This window comes from Pseudonocardia sp. CA-107938 (assembly GCF_050936315.1).
GTDB lineage: Bacteria > Actinomycetota > Actinomycetes > Mycobacteriales > Pseudonocardiaceae > Pseudonocardia.
On the sequence record NZ_JBNJNA010000001.1, the window covers coordinates 2643035 to 2662804 of the forward strand.

General features: G+C 72.2%; 15 protein-coding genes. 8 read left to right on the forward strand and 7 right to left on the reverse strand.

Features of this window, described 5'->3' with window-relative positions:
• Positions 1-270 precede the first annotated feature (270 nt).
• Positions 271-1050, reverse strand: coding sequence for an LLM class F420-dependent oxidoreductase (locus ACQEVB_RS13400; protein WP_432980337.1), 780 nt, complete (start codon positions 1048-1050; stop codon positions 271-273).
• 911 nt (positions 1051-1961) lie between these two features.
• Here ACQEVB_RS13400 and ACQEVB_RS13405 point away from each other — a divergent pair.
• Positions 1962-2699, forward strand: a complete 738-nt coding sequence (locus tag ACQEVB_RS13405) for a DUF899 family protein (protein WP_432969825.1) — start codon at positions 1962-1964, stop codon at positions 2697-2699.
• Positions 2700-2773: 74 nt separating this feature from the next.
• Here the strand turns inward: ACQEVB_RS13405 and ACQEVB_RS13410 are convergent, their stop codons facing one another.
• Complete coding sequence (locus ACQEVB_RS13410) at positions 2774-3766, reverse strand: helix-turn-helix domain-containing protein (protein ID WP_432969828.1); 993 nt, start codon at positions 3764-3766, stop codon at positions 2774-2776.
• Positions 3767-3957: 191 nt separating this feature from the next.
• Between ACQEVB_RS13410 and ACQEVB_RS13415 the strand changes: the two genes are divergently transcribed.
• The 5 genes from ACQEVB_RS13415 (at position 3958) to ACQEVB_RS13435 (ending at position 9029) form a co-directional block, all read left to right on the forward strand.
• Entirely contained in the window at positions 3958-5202 is a 1245-nt protein-coding gene (locus tag ACQEVB_RS13415) for a cytochrome P450 (RefSeq protein WP_432969831.1), read from the forward strand.
• Positions 5203-5253: 51 nt separating this feature from the next.
• Positions 5254-6213 carry a PDR/VanB family oxidoreductase gene (locus ACQEVB_RS13420; RefSeq protein WP_432969834.1) on the forward strand — a complete coding sequence of 320 codons (960 nt, stop codon included), beginning with the start codon at positions 5254-5256 and terminating at the stop codon, positions 6211-6213.
• Positions 6214-6284: 71 nt separating this feature from the next.
• Positions 6285-7217, forward strand: coding sequence for a VOC family protein (locus ACQEVB_RS13425; protein ID WP_432969837.1), 933 nt, complete (start codon positions 6285-6287; stop codon positions 7215-7217).
• A 49-nt stretch (positions 7218-7266) separates the two neighbouring features.
• Complete coding sequence (locus tag ACQEVB_RS13430) at positions 7267-8364, forward strand: maleylacetate reductase (protein ID WP_432969840.1); 1098 nt, start codon at positions 7267-7269, stop codon at positions 8362-8364.
• Positions 8361-9029 (forward strand): alpha/beta hydrolase, encoded by a 669-nt coding sequence (locus ACQEVB_RS13435; RefSeq protein ID WP_432969843.1) that lies wholly within the window; start codon positions 8361-8363, stop codon positions 9027-9029. The genes ACQEVB_RS13430 and ACQEVB_RS13435 overlap by 4 nt, the downstream gene beginning before the upstream one ends.
• A gap of 136 nt (positions 9030-9165) precedes the next feature.
• Here ACQEVB_RS13435 and ACQEVB_RS13440 read toward each other — a convergent pair whose 3' ends face one another.
• Positions 9166-10941 (reverse strand): ABC transporter ATP-binding protein, encoded by a 1776-nt coding sequence (locus ACQEVB_RS13440; protein ID WP_432969846.1) that lies wholly within the window; start codon positions 10939-10941, stop codon positions 9166-9168.
• A 183-nt stretch (positions 10942-11124) separates the two neighbouring features.
• Between ACQEVB_RS13440 and ACQEVB_RS13445 the strand changes: the two genes are divergently transcribed.
• On the forward strand, positions 11125-12360 hold the full coding sequence (locus tag ACQEVB_RS13445) for a DUF418 domain-containing protein (protein ID WP_432969848.1): 1236 nt from the start codon (positions 11125-11127) through the stop codon (positions 12358-12360).
• A gap of 5 nt (positions 12361-12365) precedes the next feature.
• Here the strand turns inward: ACQEVB_RS13445 and ACQEVB_RS13450 are convergent, their stop codons facing one another.
• The 4 genes from ACQEVB_RS13450 to ACQEVB_RS13465 all read right to left on the reverse strand — a co-directional run bounded on the left by ACQEVB_RS13450 (position 12366) and on the right by ACQEVB_RS13465 (position 18257).
• A complete protein-coding gene (locus ACQEVB_RS13450; protein WP_432969851.1) occupies positions 12366-13451 on the reverse strand; it encodes a sensor histidine kinase in 1086 nt (361 codons plus the stop codon).
• Positions 13452-13498: 47 nt separating this feature from the next.
• The gene (locus tag ACQEVB_RS13455) at positions 13499-14158 is read right to left on the reverse strand and encodes a response regulator (RefSeq protein WP_432969854.1); all 660 of its coding nucleotides are present in this window, start codon (positions 14156-14158) and stop codon (positions 13499-13501) included.
• An 83-nt stretch (positions 14159-14241) separates the two neighbouring features.
• Positions 14242-15540, reverse strand: coding sequence for an alpha/beta hydrolase (locus ACQEVB_RS13460; protein ID WP_432969857.1), 1299 nt, complete (start codon positions 15538-15540; stop codon positions 14242-14244).
• Entirely contained in the window at positions 15537-18257 is a 2721-nt protein-coding gene (locus tag ACQEVB_RS13465) for a phosphatidylglycerol lysyltransferase domain-containing protein (protein WP_432969860.1), read from the reverse strand. Before ACQEVB_RS13465 ends, ACQEVB_RS13460 begins: the two co-directional genes overlap by 4 nt.
• A 199-nt stretch (positions 18258-18456) precedes the next feature.
• Between ACQEVB_RS13465 and ACQEVB_RS13470 the strand changes: the two genes are divergently transcribed.
• Positions 18457-19731: a cation:proton antiporter domain-containing protein gene (locus ACQEVB_RS13470; RefSeq protein ID WP_432969863.1), complete on the forward strand. Its 1275-nt coding sequence runs from the start codon at positions 18457-18459 to the stop codon at positions 19729-19731.
• Positions 19732-19770: the final 39 nt, after the last annotated feature.

Genomic DNA, 19770 nt, shown 5'->3' on the forward strand with positions numbered 1-19770 from the left:
GAAGCGTCGGAGTGCAGTACGACAGGGTCGGTGCAGTACCCCTCCACGGTGCTCCGGGCGGTCATGGTGGTGCGGTTGGCCGGGCCGACGCCACGCGGGTCCCGTCCTCCGCAGGGTGCAGCCGCGCTCCCGCTGCTCAATCGCAGCGGTCGTCGGGCGGCACAACGTCGGCCACCTGGTGCCCGTGCGCGACCGCTGGGTTCCGCGCCGCGCGACCGACGGGCGGAGTCGGATCGTCGGCCTGACGGGGACGCGGGACCAGGAGCGTCCTCACTCGCTCAGCTGGTCTCGCCACGTCACCCAGGCACGGACCGTGGACAGATCGAACTCGGGTCCGTGCACCTCCAGGGTGAAGATGGTGACGCCCTGCTCCAGCAGCGGAGTCCCAGTCACTTCGGGTACGCCGTTCACGCCTGCTGACAGCTCGATCTCGCCCGAGTCGCGGCCGATCTCCGCGCAGCGCTCGGCAAGGACCTGCTTCTTACGCGCGAACTCCGCGCCGGAGGAGAACCAGTGCCAGATGTCGGCGTGCCGGGCCACCAGCCGCAACGTCCTCTGCTCGCCGCCACCACCGATCAGCACTGGCACCTTGCGCAGCGGCGGGGGGTTCAGCTTGGCGAACCGCTGTTCGATCCTGGGCAAAGCAGCGGCCAGCGCCGCCACCCGGCCACCGGGCGTACCGAACTCGTAGCCGTACTCGGCGAAGTCCCGTTCCATCGCGCCCGCGCCGATGCCCAGGATCAGCCTTCCGTCGCTGATGTGGTCGACGGTGCGGGCCATGTCCGCGACCAGGTCGGGGTTGCGGAAGGCGACGGCGGTCACCAGCGGGCCGAGCTGCACGTGCTGGGTCTGTTCGGCCCAGGCGGCGAGCATGGTCCAGCATTCGAAGTGCTTTCCGTGCTCGTCGCCGGAGATCGGCAGGAAATGGTCCCAGTTGAAGATGATGTCCACGCCGGCGTCCTCGAGTCGCGCCGCGACTTGGCGAATGGCCGAGTAGTCGACGTGCTGCGGGGCGATCTGCACGCCGATCCGAATCGGGCGGGAATTCACATCTGGGAGTAGAGTGATCGTCACGTTACGAGAACGTATGCTGCTTTCGATACGCTGACGATATGCTCGGCGGTGCACGATCACCAACACCCCGAGGGCGGGCACTCCAGGGGCGGTGCGGGCCGGCATCTTCGAGCCCATCGGCGGCCCGCCCGACGGACGCCCCGGCGGCTCCGCGTCGAGGCCGAGCACCGACCTGCGCAGGGCCGCGCGGGGCAGTTTCCGCGAATGTCGAAGCGTCTTTGCAAATGGACTGGTCTCAAGGACCATGCTCATGCGGCAGTTCTGACGGCAAACCGGCGACCAGGGTCTTGCCTATTCATGTTCGCCGGCGCGTGCGCGGAGATCGCCCAGTTGCAAGATCATCAACTCCTCCGAGTGTCAAGGAGGTGAACCATGTCGCTCTTCTGGTGGATCATCATGTGACACCACTCCGAACGCCTGCACGATCGAAGTCTTGGCGTGATCGATCGCTGCCAGCAACGCCGGCGGCGCAATTCCCGGAACCCGAGGGGGTGATCCACAATGTTTCCATTCTATTGGAATCCCGAGTGGTGGTGGTGTTAGCGAAATCGACGCGGCGCATCTCAACCGTTGACAACTCGTCTACGTCTGTTGAGTGGGCGCACATGAAATACTTGTTGGCGGCGACATGCTCCAAAGCATGTCGCCGCCGAGCAGGAACGTACCCCCGCGTCGGCGCACACAGGATCCGTCTGGACCCATCGTGCGGGCTTTCACGAACCCGTTCGTAATGCATGGCTGCTGCGCTTGTGGGCGCACACGTTGGCGGAGGTTCTGGCACCTATCCGCCGACCCGGCGCGGAGCATGTGCGATGACTCGTGCTCCCGAGCCTGGTCACCACTTCAGGGGACGGTGCGGTGCCGCCCCACGAACGGGAAGGGAACCGATGGACACGAGCACCACCTACCCGCTGCCGGAGATCGTCGACCGCCGGGCGTGGCAGCGCGAGATCGACCGGCTGCTGGAGCGGGAGAAGGCGCACACGCGCGAGGGCGACGCGATCGCCGCGGCGCGACGGCGGCTGCCGATGGTCGAGGTCGATCCGCACGTCCCGCTCGTCGGGGAGCACGGCACCGTGTCGCTGCTCGAGGTGTTCGAGGGGCGTCGGCAGCTGATCGCCTACCTGCACATGTGGCACGACGGCGCGCCGGCCGCCGAGCAGTGCGAAGGCTGCACGTTCTTCACCGCGCACGCGCCGGAACCGTCGTACCTGCACAGCCGCGACGTCACCTACGCGACGTTCTGCCAGGGAACCTACGCCGAGAGCGTCCGCTACCGGGACTTCATGGGGTGGGAGATGCCCTGGTACTCCGCGCGCGATGCCGCCGCAGCGGGACTGTTCGGGGACCGCGCCTTCGGCGGCTACGCCTGCTACCTGCGCGACGGCGACCGCGTGTTCGAGACCTACTGGACGACCGGCCGCGGCACCGAGGTGAGCGCCACGAGCTACCGTCTGCTCGACCTCACGCCGTACGGCCGCCAGGAGTCCTGGGAGGACTCGCCGGCGGGTTGGCCCCAGCACATCGCGACGACCGGTGAGCAGTTCCGCACCGAGGGGCGACCGACGCCGCAGTGGGGCCGCCTGCGGGCCGGCCACTCCGACGACCTCACCGGTTCCGCGTAGCCGCCCCACACGCCGGGGAGCCTCCCGAGACGCTGGGGCGACTCACCGCCGCTCCCGTCGAGCTGTCGCCGTGACTACGGGCGAGGCCACCCGTCCGGCGGCCGGAACGCGGTGCCGCGGCGCAGGATCGTGGGTGGCCTGCCGAAGCGCTTGGTGAACGCCCTACTGAAGTGCGCGGCGCTCGAGAAGCCCCGGCGCTGCGCGATCTCGGCTACCCCGAGCTGGGCGCAGGCCGGGTCGACGAGGTCGCGGGCAGCGTGTTCGAGCCGCTTGTTCTTGATGTACGACGCGACCGACAGCCCGTGCCTGGAGAAGGTGGCGTGCAGATGGCGGACCGAGACGTTCAGGGCCGCGGCGACCTGGCTCGGGGTGAGGTCCCGCTCGTTCAGGTGTGCGGCGATGTAGTCCGTCGCTGCGAGGAACGGGTCCGACCTCCGCGCGACCGTCACGCTCGCACGTCGCGGCAGCGACCCGACGAGGTGCACGAGGGCCGACTCCAGCGCGCCGTCGAGATAGGTCCGTTGATCGGCTGCGCCCCAGTCGGCGATCCCGCGCAGGAACGGACCGAGAAGCTGCCACGCCGGTCTGTGCCGGGCCAGCGGGGTGGCGGGGGTGGGGGAAAGGTGCTCGCGCACCAGCGCGGTGTACCGCCTCGGCACGAGGAAGTGCACCAGATCGAACTCGTCGGTGGCCGTGAGCCGGTACGGACGAGCCGAGGAGTACCACAGCAGGTCTCCGGCCTCGGCCTCGCCGCCCCCGTCGTCCTGCTCGGCCACGAGGCTGCCGTTGAGGACGATCGTGAGCTGGACGAAGGTCGGGTCGTCCGGTCGGATCAGCGTGGCGGGCCGCTCCACGGTCGACCGGACCCCGGACACCTGGATGGTGTGCAGGCCCGCCGCGAGGCGTCGGACCACCGAGCCGCGTTCGGGCGCCGCGTCGGCGCGCACGATCATCGGGTGGATCAGCTGGGACGCGGCTCGCCGCCAGGCGTCGAGCCGACTCTCGACCGGTACCTCGCGGATGTCGAAGGCGAGGTTCATGAGCCGCTCCAGCGTCCGCGACGGCATCGTCAGGCGCTGGACGGTATGCCAGCCCGCAGCGGGTGTAAAGGCCTGGCGACGTCGTGATCTTGACTGTCGGTGCACGTGAGGACGCCACTTGTCCGTCCGTGACGGAAGACCCGCCTGCCCCTCGACCGGAGCACGGCGGCCCGCCACGGTCTCCGGGAGCGACGAGGCAGATTCTGGAGGAGCCAGCAATGACGCGGTGCCCGCACCTCGACGGTTACGCCCCCTTGAGCGAGGAGCAGCTCGCCGACCCCTTCACCATCTGGCAGGCGGCGCGCGAGCACTCCCCCGTCTTCTACGCGTCCGACATCGGGGTGTGGACGGTGACCCGGTTCGCCGACGTCGTCCGGATCCTCGAGGACCCGACCACGTTCGCCAACGGTGGCACCCTGGGCGGGCGCCGGGTCCCGGCGCAGTACCGCGATGCCTTCCCGGACGGGGTCTGGAGCAACGCCGCCCTGATCAACCGCGACGGCGACAACCACAAGAAGGCCAAGGTCCTGGCCCAGCGCGCCTTCATCCCGAGCCGGGTCAACGCCATGCGGCCGGCGATGGAGCAGCTGGCCGAGGAACTGCTCGACCCGCTGGTCGCCCGCGGGACGGGTGACCTGATGAACGAGTTCGCCTACCCGTTCACCATCAGGACCATCACCAAGGCCCTCGGCCTGCCGTCCGAGGACGCCGCCGTGGTCCAGCAGGTCACGGAGGACGCGCTGGTCATCCTCACGCCCGGCAACGCCGAGGCGACCGACGACACGGCGTTCACCGCGGACCAGGCCGAGCGGTTCGAGCGGGTCATCCGGTTCCGGGAGCACCTCGGCGAGGTGATCGCCGCGAAGCGGGAGAACCCGGACGCGGGCGTGATCAGTGCCCTCACCCACGCCACGATCGACGGTGAGCGCCTGTCCGAGGACGACATCAAGGGCATGGTGCTCGAGCAGCTGGTCGCCGGGAACGACACCGCCGCCAACGCGATCGCGCACGCGGTCTACTACCTCAGCCGCAACCCCCAACTGTGGGACACGGTGGCCGCCGATCCCGAGCTGGTCCCTCGGGTGGTCGAGGAGACCGTCCGCAGGCACAGCCCGAGCAAGGGCCTGTTCCGCCGGGCGACCCGGGACGTTTCGCTCGGTGGGGCCGACATCGGCCAGGGCGAGCTGATCCACGTGCTGTGGGGTTCGGCGAACACCGACGAGCGGCAGTTCCCCGAACCGCTGCGGATGGACCTGGGGCGGGAGAACATCGACTCCCACGTCGGCTTCGGCCGCGGGGAACACCGTTGCCTCGGCGTGGTGCTGGCGCGCCTGGAGTGCCGCATCGCGATCGAGGCGGTGCTGCGCAGGCTCAAGCGCGTGAGGGTCACCGAGGAGCGGCTGCGCTACGTGCCCGCGCTGACGAACGTCTCGCTGATGAGCCTGCAGGCCACCTGGGGCTGAGTGGATCCGCCCGGCCCAGCACTCGTTCCGACGATCAGCCAGGAGGTGGCCGTGCCCAGCACGCCCGAGGTCGACCTGCGACTGGAGGTGCACCGACGTGCCGACGTCGCCGACGGGGTCGTCCTCGTCGAGCTGCGCGACCCGTCGGGTGCCCGGTTGCCCGCCTGGTCACCGGGCGCGCACATCGACCTGCGGCTCGAGCCCGACCTGATCCGGCAGTACTCGCTGTGCGGCGACCCGGCCGACACCACGACCTGGCGCATCGCCGTGCTGCGCGAGGACGAAGGCCGCGGTGGGTCGGTGTACGTGCACGACAAGGTGCACCGGGGCGACCTGGTGGACGTCCGCGGCCCGCGCAACCACTTCGCGCTCGAACCGGCGGCCCGCTACGTGTTCGTCGCCGGGGGCATCGGCATCACCCCGATCGTCCCGATGGTCGCCGCGGCCGCGGCAGCGGGCGCCGATTGGGAGCTGCACTACGGCGGCCGCCGACGGACGTCGATGGCCTTCGTCGAGGATCTCGACAGCGCCCACGGCGCCCGCGTGCAGACGTACCCTCAGGACGAGGTGGGGCTGCTCGACCTGGAGACGATCCTCGGCGAGCCCGCCCCGGACACCCTGATCTACTGCTGCGGGCCGGAACCGCTGCTCGCAGCCGTGGAGGCCCGCTGCGCCGCATGGCCGACCGGGGCCCTGCACGTCGAACGCTTCACACCCAAGGAGCAGGGCGAGCCGCTGCGGGACGACGGGTTCGAGGTGGTGCTGGCCCGCAGCGGTCTGACGCTGCCCGTGCCGACCGACCGGTCGATCCTCGAGGTCGTCGCCGAGGCGGGGGTCGACGTGCCGTACTCGTGCACCGAGGGCACCTGTGGCACCTGCGAGACGCCGGTCCTGGACGGGCAGGTCGACCACCGGGACAGCCTCTTCCTCCCCGCCGAGCAGGCCACCGCCGAGTCGATGTTCATCTGCGTCTCGCGAGCGGCCTGTCCACGGCTCGTCCTCGATCTCTGACCGGTCCCCGGTCGATGCCCGACACAACCAGAGAGGAACGCCAGATGACTTACATCCAGGGCTCTCACCACGTGACCCTGTCAGTGGGGCACGCCCAGGAGGACGTGGACTTCCACACCCGGGTCCTCGGCATGCGGTTCATCAAGAAGACCGTGCTCTACGACGGCTCGACGCCCGTCTACCACCTGTACTACTCCAACGCCAACGGCGACCCGTCCAGCGTGGTCACCACCTTCCCCTGGGCACAACACGGCATCTACGGCAAGCGGGGCACCAACCAGGCCCGCGAGGTCCTGCTCTCGGTTCCCGAGGAGTCGCTGGACTACTGGTACAAGCGGCTGACCGAGCACCAGGTGCAGGTCGCGAATGCGGAGGTCTTCGACCGTCGCAGGCTCACCTTCGAGCACCCCTGCGGCATCGAGTACGCGCTGGTGGGCAACACCGGCGACCCCCGCGTCCCGTACGCGGGGAACGATGTGCCCCAGGAGTTCGGCGTGCACGGCATCCACGGCACCGCCATCCACGCGCACACGCCGGAGCGCACCGTCGAGTTCGCCGAGCAGGTCTTCTTCTCCCAGGGCGAGATCGTCGAGGACGGTGACCGGGCGTCCTTCCAGGTCGGCAACGACAAGTTCGGCAACCACGTCGAGGTCATCGGCAACCGCCGCGACGACCAGGGCACGTGGTCCTACGGGGCGGGCACCTACCACCACTTCGCGTGGAACCTGGGCAGCCTGGAGAACCAGCAACGGGTCAAGTTCGAGATCGAGGGTGCGGGCTACACCGACATCTCGGAGCTCAAGGACCGCACCTACTTCAAGTCGGTCTACTGCCGGATGCCCGGTGGCGCGTTGTTCGAGCTCGCCGTCACCCACGACGAGGGCGGCTGGGACTGCGACGAGTCGCCCGAGGAGCTCGGCCGCCACTTCATGCTGCCGCCGCAGTTCGAGGACAAGCGGGGCGAGATCATGGCCCAGCTCGAGCCCATCACGGTCGACGACTGACCCGGCCACCAGCGGCGCCCAGGTGGCGTACGACGAAGCGGACTCTCCCATGGTTCTCGGGTTCACCTATCAGGCGCTGCCGATGCGGGTGTTGTTCGGCCCGGGCGTGCTGGCGGGCCTCGGCGACGAGTTGGGCAGGCTCGGGCTGCGCAAGGTGCTCGTGCTCTGCTCGCCAGGGCAGGAAGACACCGGCCACCGCGTCGCCGACGGCCTGGGTGGGCTCGCCGCGGGGGTGCTCGCCGAGGCCAGGATGCACGTGCCGGTCGAGGTGGCCGACCGGGCCCGGGACCAGGCCGTCCACCTGGGCGCCGACGGCTGCGTGGCCGTCGGCGGCGGGTCGGCGATCGGGCTCGGGAAGGCGGTCGCCCTGGCGCACGGCCTCCCGGTGGTGGCGGTGCCCACCACCTACGCGGGCTCGGAGATGACCCCGGTCTGGGGGCTGACCGAGAACGGTCGCAAACGGACCGCACGCGACCCCCGGGTGCTGCCGCGCAGCGTGCTCTACGACCCCGAGCTCACGGTGTCGCTGCCAGCGGGGATCACGGCGGCGAGCGGCGTGAACGCGCTCGCCCACGCTGTCGAGGGGCTCTACGCGCCGGATCGTTCCCCGATCGTCTCGCTCATGGCCGAGGAGGGGGTACGCGCGCTGGTGGGCGCCCTGCCTGCAGTCGTGGCGGACGGCAGGGACCTGTCCGCCCGGTCCGCGGCGCAGTACGGGGCCTGGTTGTGCGGCGCGGTGCTCGGGGCGACCACCATGTCGCTGCACCACAAGGTGTGCCACGCGTTGGGGGGCGCGCTCGACCTACCGCACGCGCAGACCCACAGCGTGGTCCTGCCGCACGTCCTCGCCTACAACGCTCCGGCTGCGGGCGGGGCCATGGCGGCGATGGCACGGGCCCTCGGCGGGAGCGACGACCCGGCGGGGGAGTTGTGGGGGCTGACGGGCCGGCTCGGCATCCCGCGCTCCCTGCGCGAGCTCGGCATGGCCGAGACGGACATCCCCCGGATCGTCGACCTCGTCGTCGGCGAGCCCTACGCGAACCCGCGCGAGGTCACCGCCGCAGGGGTGCGGGCCGTCCTCGACGCGGCGTGGCGCGGTGCAGAGCCTGCCGCAGCCGATCCGCACGTGAGGACGCACCACCGATGACGCTCAACCCCCATCTCGTGACGCCGGTGGTGCGCCGTGGCGCTGCGCCCGAGCACGCCGCCCGGGCCGCCCTGTTCGTCCACGGCAGAGGCCAGGACCCGACGTTCATGATCGGAGTCGCCGACCGGATCGGGATGGCCGGCGTGCACTGCGTGTTCCCCTCGGCGGCGGGCGGCAGCTGGTACCCCGGGCGGTTCATGGACCTGCCGGAGATGAACGAACCCTGGCTGGGGCACGCGCTCGATGCGATCGACGCGCGGCAGCGCGAGCTCGAGGCGGCGGGCTTCGGGCCCGACCGGGCCATCCTGATCGGCTTCTCCCAGGGGGCGTGCCTGCTCGCCGAGTACCTCGTCCGCGTCCCCCGGGCCTATGGCGCGGCTGTCCTGCTGACCGGGGGGTACCTCGGCCCGAACGGGCAGGTCAAGGCGGCCGGAGGCAGGCTGCCGGGGACCGCGGTACTGCTGAGCAGCAGCGTGGTCGACGAGTGGGTTCCCCCCGGCCGGGTGCGCGAGACCGCCGAGCTCCTGCGTCGGATGGGCGCTGCCGTCACCCTGCGATTGCACGACGCCCCCGACCACGGGGTCTCCGACGAGGAGGTCCTCGCCGTGCGCGACCTGCTCGCCGACGCGGCGGTCGGCCGCTCCACGGAACCGACTGCTGGGTAGCGTCGCCCACGAAGGTCAGCGCCACCTCGCCGCTTCGTCGTCGTTGCCACGGCGGCGCAGTTGTCGGCGCGCCGTGGCGAGGACCCCTCGACCGCCTGTGGTTGCAGGCTCGTGGCAGAGGCTGTCGACGCCCCCGTCACCCGGCGAGCCTCTGGAGCTGCGCGGCGGCCAGCTGCCGGTACAGCTGGTCGCCGGTGACCAGTTCGTCGTGGGTTCCGCTGGCCCGGATCCGGCCCGACTCCAGCACGACGATCCGGTCGGCGTTGGTCACGGTGGACAGGCGGTGGGCGATGACGAGGACGGTGGTGTCGACGGCGATGTCGGCGACGAGGTCCAGCAGCGCCAGCTCGGTGACGGCGTCGAGGTGCGAGGTCGCCTCGTCCAGGAGCAGGAGCCGGGGCTTGCGCAGGAGGGCGCGGGCGATGGCGATGCGTTGCCGTTCGCCTCCGGAGAGCCGGGCTCCGCGGTGCCCGACCGGGGTGTGCCAGCCGTCGGGCAGGCGGGTGAGGAGGTGGTCGAGCTCGGTGCGGGCCAGGACCTCGCGGATGTCGTCGTCGGTCGCGTCGGGGGCAGCGAAGGCCAGGTTCTCGCGCAGCGTTCCGGCGAGGACGGGTGTCTCCTGCTCGACGTAGCCGATCGCGGACCGCAGGTCGGGCAGGGGCCAGTCGCGGACGTCGCGGCCGTCGATCAGGACCTGGCCTCTGGTCACCTCGTAGAACCGTTCGATGAGGGCGAAGACGGTCGACTTGCCGGCGCCGGAGGGGCCGACGAAGGCGGTGGTCCCGGCGCCCGGGATCTCGAAGGTCAGGTCGTGGTGGACGGCGGGGGAGTCCGGGCCGTAGCGGAAGCAGACCTGCTCGAAGCGGACCGACGCGGGGCCGTCGTGCGTCGCCGTGCTGCGGGACACCGTCGCGCGGGGTTCGGTCTCCAGTCGTTCGGCCTGGCTGATGCGGGAGATCGCGGCTGCGCCCTCCTGGTGCTGGGTGGCCGCCTCGACGAGCTTGGCGACCGGTTCGATCAGGTAGAAGAGGTAGAGCAGGAACGCGACGAGGGTGGACACGGGGATGGCCCCGGACGCGACCCGCATCCCGCCGGCCGCGAGGACGGCGAGGAACGCCAGTTGTACGGCGAGCTCGTCGGCCGATCCGGCGACGGCCTCCCACTTCGCGCTCTTCACGCCGTGCCGCCATGCCCGCTGGGCGGCGCTGTCGACGGCGGCGGTCTCGCGCTCCTCCGCGCCGGACGCCTTCACGGTGCGGAACGCGCCGAAGGCACGTTCCAGCAGTGCGGAGATCTCCCCGACGGCGTCCTGCGCGCGTTCGGTGGCGCGCCCGATCCTCGGCATCAGCACGGCGACGGCGCCGCCGGCGAGCACGACCACACCGAGGGTCACACCGAGCAGGACGGCGTCCAGGGCTGCCATCAGCACGATCGCGGCGACGAGGGTCACGGCGCCGGTGGCGGCGGAGACGATCGCGCGCGTGGTGACCGCCCGCAGCAGCGTGGTGTCGGAGGTGACGCGGGACATCAGGTCGCCCGGCGGGACCCGCTCCACCTCGGCGAGCCGCAGCCGCAGCAGCCGTCCGATGAGGGACCGCCGCGCGGCCAGCACCACCGATTCCGCAGTCCGCTCGAGCACGTACGCGCCGAGTGCCTCGAACGCCGTCGCGACCAGCACCAAGGCGGTGAGGGCCAGCAGGATCCCGGTGATCGTGCGGCCCGCTTCGAGCTCGTCCAGCAACGACTTGGTGGCCAGCGGCTGGAGCAGCCCACCGGCCGCCCCGGCCAGTGAGAGCAGGAGACCGACCGCGACCGCCACGCGGTGCGGCCGGACGTGGGGATACAGCGCCCGGAACGTCGAACCGACGGTGTGGGCGCCACTGGTCGTCGACGGGGCGGGGGCGGTGGTCACGGACTTCCTCGTTGTCGGGCAGGGCAGGTCGAGGTCGATCATCTGCCTGGACCCGTGGATGCAGCATCCGGCAGGCGTCCCGGACACCCCCGCCGATCGGCGGGTGCGATCTCCGCCGGTCGGATCGACGCGGCCGAAACCTGCCGGATGGTCGGCCGATCCTGGCTCGGCGACAGTGCCTCAGTGGATCAAATTCTCAAACCCGTACCCGACGTCGGTGTTCCGCCGGCCGAGCCCGGCCCGTCGATGGCGAGGTTGGCCGGGGTGGACCTGGCCAGAGCGCTGGCCGTGTTCGGGATGTTCACCGTGCACATCGGGCCGCCGTTGGGGGCGGTGGACGGCGTGGCCGGCTGGCTGCGGTACCTCGCCGACGGGCGCTCCTCGGTCCTGTTCGCCACCCTCGCCGGGTTCTCGCTGGTGCTGATCGCCGGCCGGCTGGAGCCGAAGACCGGGTTGGCGGGCCGGCAGGCGAAGGCGCGGATCGCGATCCGCGCCGTGATCCTGCTGGCGCTGGGCATCGTGATGGCGATGTTCTACGGGGGCGTGGTGATCCTCGCCTTCTACGCCGTCTACTTCCTGCTGGCGCTGCCACTGGTGCAGCTGCGGGCCAGGACGCTCGCGATCGTCGCCGCCGTGCTCGCGGTCGTCGCCCCGCAGGTGGCGTTCCTGCTCCGGTCCGTGCTCACCGAACCCGTCACGGCGACGATCAACGCCTACGACCCGCTCACCAAGCTGTCCGAGGTGGGCGTGCTGGACCTGCTGCTCACCGGCTTCTACCCGACGATCACCTGGATGCCGTTCGTGATCGCCGGCATGGCGCTGGGCCGGCTCGACCTGGCGGCGCGCACGGTGTGGCCGCGCCTGGCCGCGCTCGGAGCCGCCCTGATGGCGGTCGGGTACGGGACGCCGTACGTGGCGGCCATGGTGTTCGACGGCGCCGCCGCGGCACTGGCCGAGCAGAGCGCCGCCTTGGTGACGATGGGCATGGACTCGGGACCGAAGTCCTTCGACTCCGGATCGGGCATGATGCCGCCCGACCAGCTCGGCTCGGCGTGGTCGCTGCTGACGGCAGGACCGCACAGCGGCACCACGTTCGACATCATCGGCAGCCTCGGCGTCGCGATCACCGTGATCGTCTGGGCGACGGTCGCGCTCGATCGGCTGCCGCTGCTGCGCCGCCTGGCCGCTCCCGTCATCGCGGTGGGAACCATGTCCCTCACGGCCTACGTCGGTCACTTCGTGCTGACGTCGCTGGTGTCGGTGCCCAAGGGGACCGCCACACAGGTCAGCTGGCAGCCGCTGATCTGGTTCGTCGTCGGTACGACCGTGTTCGCCTGGACGTGGTCGCGGTTCTTCCGCCGCGGACCGCTGGAGTACGTGCTCAACGCCGCCACGAAGCCGGCGAGGTTCGTGCGGTGAAGGAGCTAGGCCCGGCGTGAGGTGGCGGGGAGCCGCAGGACGAGCCGGAAGCCACCCTCGTCGTCGGGGCCCGAGGTGAGGGTGCCGCCGACGAGGTCGGCTCGTTCCCGCAGGCCGACGAGGCCCTGCCGGGAGCTGGGCAGCGCGAGCGGGCGTGCGGTGGCCCGGTCGTTGTGCACCGTGACCTCGACCTCCGCTCCGTCCCGCACGACCCGCACCCGTACGGGCGCGCCCGGCGCGTGCTTGCGCGCGTTGGTCAGGCCTTCCTGGACGGTGCGGTAGACCGCGCGCTGCGCGTGCTGGTCGAGGGCGAGGTCGGGGTCCAGGTCGAGGGTGGCGTCGATGCCGGAGTCCTCGACGAGCGCGGGCAGCTGCGCGAGACCGGGTTGGGGTTGCAGCGGTTGCCGGTCCGCGTGCGGCGTGCGCAGGACCGCGACCATGTGGCGGAGCTCGTCGAGGGTGGACACGCCCAGCTCGCGGATGGTGCGGGCGGCCTGCCGGGTGGCGTCGTCGGGTCCGCCGATCTGCAGTGCGCCGGCCTGCACGGCGATCAGGCTGACCTGGTGGGAGACGACGTCGTGCATCTCGCGGGCGAGCCGGTTGCGTTCGCGTTCGAGCACCTGCGCCTCGCGCAGGTCCTGCTCGGCGCGGTGGGAGTCGTCCAGCTCGCGCAGCTGGCGGCGCAGGGACTCCCGCGCGCGCACGAGCTGGCCCAGCGCGGCCGGCGCGGCCCCCTGCAGGATCCCGTAGACCAGGTCGATCAGCGTCTCGCGATCGAAGAACGGTTCGCCCGGGACGGGGAACTTGACCCCGAACCCGATGACGGTGACCGTGGCCGCTGCGCCGACCACGCGCTTGCTGTCCGAGTGGCGGGCGAGGTTGTAGAGCGCGATGAGCGTCGCGATCAACGCTGACGAGGTGATGAGCCCGGGCAGCGTCGCCAGGAAGCCGAGCCCCGGCCGGTGCCGCCGCACGATCAGCCCGGCGAGTGCGAGCCCGGCGGTGACCCACGGCCAGACGCCGTCGGACGAGGTGGTTTCGAGCAGGGAGTCCAGCGCGGCAACACCGAGCAGCCCGGCTTCGGCGAGCATGTACCACGCAGTGCCCCACCGGTGTGCCGGATCCGTGGCCGGAGCCGTCACGGAACGGCGTCCGGTCGGGGGCGTTCCAGCCCGGCGAGCTGGGCCAGCAGGGCGGCCTGCACGCGGCTGGTGACGTCGAGCTTGCTCAGGACGGCACTCACGTGGTCCTTCACGGTGCTCGCGCTGAGGAACAGGGTGCGCCCGATCTCGGCGTTCGACAGGCCGTCCCCGAGCAATGACAGGACTTCCCGTTCCCGCTCGGTCAGCGCCGCGATGCGGGTCTCGGCGTCGCGCCGCCCCTGGTCGCGGCGCCCGGCGAGGATGGGCCGGGTGGCGCCGGGGGAGAACACGACGGCGCCGGCCGCGAGGGCTCGCACGGAGTGGACCAGCTGCTCGGGGTCGGTGTCCTTGAGCAGGAACCCGGAGGCGCCGGAGGCGAGCGCCTGCTCGATGTACTCGTCGGTGTCGAACGTCGTGAGCATCGCGACGACCGGCGGATCGTTCGCGGCCAGCACCCGCTCGAGCACGGTCAGCCCGTCCACCTCGGGCATGCGGATGTCGAGCAGCACCACGTCCGGCCGGGCCAGCCCGATCTCGCGGACGGCGTCGACCCCGGTCGCCGTGGCGACCACCTCGATGTCGCCCGCTGCTTGCAGGATCATCGTGAACCCGGACCGCACGAGGGCCTCGTCGTCGATCACGACCACCCGGATCATGTCTTGCTCCTTCACGTGCGGCCCCTCCGCGGTGCTCATCCTGCTCGACCCGGCTCGTGGGTTCCGTCCAAGGTCGGCAGGGTTCAGCCGGACGTGCTCGGCGGGATGCCGGCGCGGCCGGCGATGTCGGGCAGCGCGAGCTGCAGCCCGGCCGTCGCGACCGTCCACGAGTGCCCGCCGGGCAGGACGAGGTAGCGGATGCGCATCCCGGCGGCGGTCGCGATCTCCGTCAGCCGCTGCGCGCGGGGCACGTCGGCGCCTTCGTCGGACCCGACGACGACGGTGCCGGACACGCCGTCGTAGCGGCGGGTGGCGAGCAGGTCGAGCGGGTTCACCGCGCGGAACCGTGCGGCATCCCCGCCGAACAGCTCGCGGACGGTCTGCTCGCGGGTGCCGATGGAGGGTTCGTCCTGGCCGCCGACGTCGAGGAAGGTGAGATAGACCTCCGGCGCCCGCACGGCCAGCTGCAGCGCGCAGGTACCGCCGTAGGAGAACCCCGCGATCGCCCATCGACCGGGATCGGGGTCGACGTTGAGCGTGTGCTTGATCCAGTCCGGTACGTCGCGACGCAGGTAGGTCTCGGCGTTGCCGCGTCGGGAGTCCATGCACAGCGGGTTCGCGAACCGCTCGCCGGTGGCGTCCGGGACGACGACGACCGGCGCGATGCCGCGGTGGGCGGCGGCGAACCGGTCCATCACGTCGGCGAGGCGGCCCGCGGTCAGCCAGTCGCGGGGGCCGCCCGGCGCGCCGGCGATCAGGACCAGCACCGGCAGCCGGGGGCCGCCGGCGATCAGCGCCGCCGGCGGCAGGTAGACGATGCCGGGACGGGCGGGGAACCCGGAGACCGTACCCGGGATCGGCACCTCGGTGACCCCGCCGCGCTGCGGCAGGTCCGCCGGTGGGCGCCAGCCCGGCAGGTCGACGACCTGGCTGGCCGGCCGCGGGACCTTGGCGAGGTCCACCGCGTTCGCGGCGGAGATGCCCAGCACCTCCCGCGGCGTGGGGTAGTACCCGTAGATCGCGTTGATCTTCACCCCGCACGTGGCGAGCACCAGGACGGCCGCGGGCACCACGAGCAGCCGGAACAGCCGCCCGCGCCGCGCGAGGTGCAGGGCGCAGGCCAGCACGGCGGCGACCGCCACACCGGACCAGACGAACAGCCGCGCCGGCAGGGTGTCGGGGAACGGCCGCCACACGACGTTGAGCAGGAGGGCGGCCGCCCCGGCGACCGCCACCGCGACCCCGACGACGAGCGGCACCTCCCGTCGCCACCAGCGGCGGTCCCGCGGCCAGGCGAGGAGGACCGCAGCCGCCAAGCCGGCGAGGGAGATCGCCAGCGGCAGACCCCCGGCGAGCAGCGGCAGGTCGAGCAGGGACGTCATCCGGCCGCGCTCGCCGTGAGTCGGCCCGCGGGCACCCCGGCCGGCGGAACGGCGACGTCGACGAGCGCCGCGAGATCGACGCGCAGCGTCGCGAACGGCAGCACGCCACGTTCGAACACCCCGACGATGCTCTCCGAGCCGAGCATCCCGCGCAGCCGGGCCGGATCGGTCATGCCCGTCGCGGCGACGGCAACCTCGCGGCCGGCAGTGATGATCCGCCAGGCGTCCGCCGTCTCCGGGGAGTCGTCGCACGGCCGCGCGAACGGCACCAGCGCGGCGGGGAGCCCGGTCTCGACGGCGGCGGGCGCGGTGTCGGTGTGCGCGGCCGGCAGATCACCGACCAGGCGGTCCAGCAGCTCGCGCATCGCCCGAGCGTCGGCGAGGGACTGCCGCACGTGCAGGGTCGCGCCGCCGGCGGACCGGTCGATGTGGAACAGGTGCTCGGAGGTGCCGTCACTGCCCGGTCCGAAGCCGCCGGGCTGCGCCGGGTGCCACGGGGGAAGCGCCACCTCGGTGAACCCGAGCCGCAGCAACGTCTGCTCGACGGTGTCGCAGATCGGGTCCGCGTGAGCGGGGCGCACGGACGCTGCGGCGATCGTCCACCGGTCGGCGAACACGGACAGCTCGCCGGTGCGGGAGGTGCCGACCTCGCCGGTCACCACGACCAGGTCGTCCGGGCCGACGAGCGCCTTCCACTCGGCGAGCGAGTCCGCGCCCACGGTCGCTGACTCCAGGATGATCTGGATCTGTTGGGCTCCCGCGCGCACGGTGGCGAACGCCAGCGCCCCGAACGCGCGCCGGGCCCGGATCCGCCCGGCGACGGTCGCCGTCACCCCGGAGCGCTCGTCGCGACCCAGGCCGGCGTGCCGTCTGCGGAGTGCCGCGATGTCGTCGACGTGGTGGTCGAGGCCGGGGTGCCGCGCCGGCGCCGTCCGCGGACCGGGCTCGGTGGCGACGCGCGCGACCTCGTCCAGGAAGGCCCGGTCGCGCGGGCGGGCCGCGGTCGCGCGGTCACCGGGCACGGGCAGGAAGCCCTCGGCCAGACCGGCGGCCACCACAGCGCGCACGGTGCTGCCCGACCAGCACAGCAACCGCGGCGTCCAGTCGGGTTCGAACGTGCCGCTGAACCGGTGCAGGGACTCGATCTGCACGAACGACGACGCCACGCGCAGGACGGTGTGCCAGCCGCGCTCCACCGGTCCGGCGCCCAGCCGGGACCCGCTCTCCAGCGCCTCCCGGAACAGGACGAAGTTGAGCGACACCCGCCGGATCCCCCAACCGGCCGCCAGGTTCCCGATCATGAACTCGACGATCCCGGCCGGTGCGTCCGCCGAACGGCGCATCACGTCCAGCGACGCGCCGTCGACACCCCACGGGGCGAACGTCAGCAGACCGCACGGGGACCCGTCCGGCCCGAACGCCTCCACGACCAGGTTGTCGAGGTCGGCCGGGTCCGCGGTGCGGCCGGAGGCCATCGAGAAGCCGCGCTCGACGGCACCGTTCCGCCACCGGTCCGCGCGCTCGGCGATCGCGGCGAGCTCGGGAGCGGGCACGTCCCGGACCCGGCGCACCGCGGTGCGGTACCCCTCCGTCGACAGGCGCCGCACCGCGCGCCGGACCCGGCCGGACCGGCCGCCGGTGCGCAGCAGCCGGGCGAGATCGACGACGGCCTCGTCGCCGATCCGCCGGACCCGCAGCCCGTGCTCCCGGTACACCGCCGCCGCCCGCTCGCCCGCAGCGAGGACGACCGGCTGCCAGCCGTAGCGGCGGGCCTCCGCGAGCCAGGTCGAGACAGCGGACGGCCAGTCGTCCACCGGGCCGATCGGGTCGCCCGCGGCGACCGACGAACCGCCGACGACCCGGTGGGCGACCGCGGCCCGGCCGGCTGCGCCGAACACGACGCGCTTGTCGCGCCGCGTCGCGAACCACGCGAGGGAATCGGCGGAGCCGTCCGCAGCGATCAGCGCGCGCAGCCGCAGCTCGTCCTCGGCCGTCGCGGCACCGCGGACCCGCACGCTGCGGAAGAACTGCGCCAGCGCCGCGGCGATCACGCACCCGCCCAGCACGTCCAGGGCGACCGACAGCCACCCCGTCGCCGCAACCTGGCCCGTCAGCTCGAACGTGCCTCCCGTCAGCTGATCGACGACCCACACCAGGCGAGGCCACGGAAGGGCCGGCGATCCCGCCGCCGTGCCGGCGATCGCCCACCCCGCCGCGACGGCGGTACCGAGCCCGATCGTCGTCGTCAGCAGGGCGCGCAGCCACGCTCCGGGGGCGAGCTGGGCGCCGAACGCGGACCGCGCCGTGACCAGCGCAGCGATCCAGAGCACGGGGAGGACGACGTTCTCGGGACCGGACTCGGCCACCGCGAACGCGGACACGGCCGACGCACCCAGCAGCGCGATCAGGACCCACCAGCCTGCGCGCTTGCCGGCGCGCAGCGCTGCCCCGAGGACGAGCAGCGCCAGTCCGACGACGACGCTCGGCCCGGTGGGCACCCCCACCACCCAGAACGCGTCGTCCACCGCGCGCAGCGGATCGACGCCGACGACCACCTCGAGCAGCGACAACGCCGCCGCGACGGTCAGGACCAGCGCCGTGACGGTGCGCACGAGCGCTGCCGCCCGCGTCGCGACAGCGCCACTCGCATCGGGCACGGCAACGCCGGCCTGCCCAGCCGTGCCCGACCCCGCCGCGCAGGCGCCCATCATCTGCATCGTCGCTGCCTCCCTCTCGGACTCGACTCTCGCGCACCCGAACGGGCCTGGTCAGCGGTCCGCGGGCGGCGGTGTCACCCCCAAGGGGTCGGAATCGCCCCCGCCGGTCGGCGGGGGTCGGACCTGTCGAGTGATCCGGTTAGGGTTCGTGCCGCTCCTGTTCGCGACTCCCGGAAACGTGCGGTTGATGATCTCGACGATGTTGGCGGCTTCGGTCGCTGCTGTGCTGCGGTCGTTGACCGCGCGCTGGTTGGAGCGGTGGAACGTCGGGGCACCGGCGGTGATGGTGGTGGCCGGTGCGCTGGCTGGTGTCACGGTGGCGGGGCAGGTCAGCGAGGCGTTGAACACGCAGGTCGCGCAGCACGTCGCGGAGCTGATCCTGGCCGTGCTGCTGTTCGTCGACGCGACCGAGGTGCGGCGGGGACGGTTGTGGGGGCACTCGCCCGGGCTGGCGGCGCGGTTGCTGCTGGTGGCGATGCCGGTCAGTGTGCTGGCGGCGGTGGCGGTCGGGGTGCCGCTGTTCCCCGAACTCGGGTTTCCGGTGCTGCTGGTGCTGGCGTGTGTCGTGATGCCGATCGACTTCGCGCCGAGCGAGCTGGTGGTGCGCGATCGGCGGTTGTCGGTGCGGATGCGCAGCCTGCTGAACGTGGAGGGCGGCTACAACGACGGCATCATCTCCCCGGTCTTCGTGTTCGCGCTCGCGCTCGCCGTCGGCAGCGCGCGGTCGGCGGCGGATCCGCTGCAGGCGCTGGGCACCGCGGTCACGCAGGCGGTGCTCGCGATCGTGGTGGGGTTGGTGCTGGGATCGCTGCTGGGATGGTTGCTCGATCGGGCCGCCGAGCTGGCCTGGTCCACCGACCAGTCGCGGCGGGTGGTCGTCCTGCTCGCACCACTGATCACGTATGCCGTGGCGGTGGCGATCGGGGGCAACGGGTTCGTGGCGTCGTTCGTGTGCGGGATCGGGTTCCGGTACGTGCACCGGTCGCTGGTCGCGCGGCGGCTGCGGCGGCCGGATCACGTGCTCGCCGGGGCCGGTCGGGGGCGGGCGGCGGGTCAGGACTTCGCGTTGCTGGAGGACGTGACCGCGGTGATGACGATGGCGATGTGGTTCGTCGTCGGGCTCGTCGCGGTTCCGCTGATCGCGGTGGTCGATCTGCCCATCCTGGTGTTCTGCGTGCTGGCGCTGACCCTGCTGCGGATCGCGCCGGTGTGGCTGGCGCTGCTCGGGACGCGGGTGTCGGGCCGGGAACGGCTGCTGCTGGGCCTGCTCGGCCCACGGGGGACGACGACGATCGTGTTCGGGTTGTTGGCGTTCAACGCGTTGCCCGACGGGTTGCCGGCCGACACGATCCTGCTCACGACCGTGTTGTGCATCGTGGGCAGTGTGCTGCTGCACGGGCTGGGTTCCGCGCCTGCGATCGAGCGACTGGCCCCGTCCCGGACCACATCGTCGCCGACGACGCCCGTGGGGTGATTCCTGCGGCCCCCGCCGGTCGGCCCCCGCGCTCCGGCC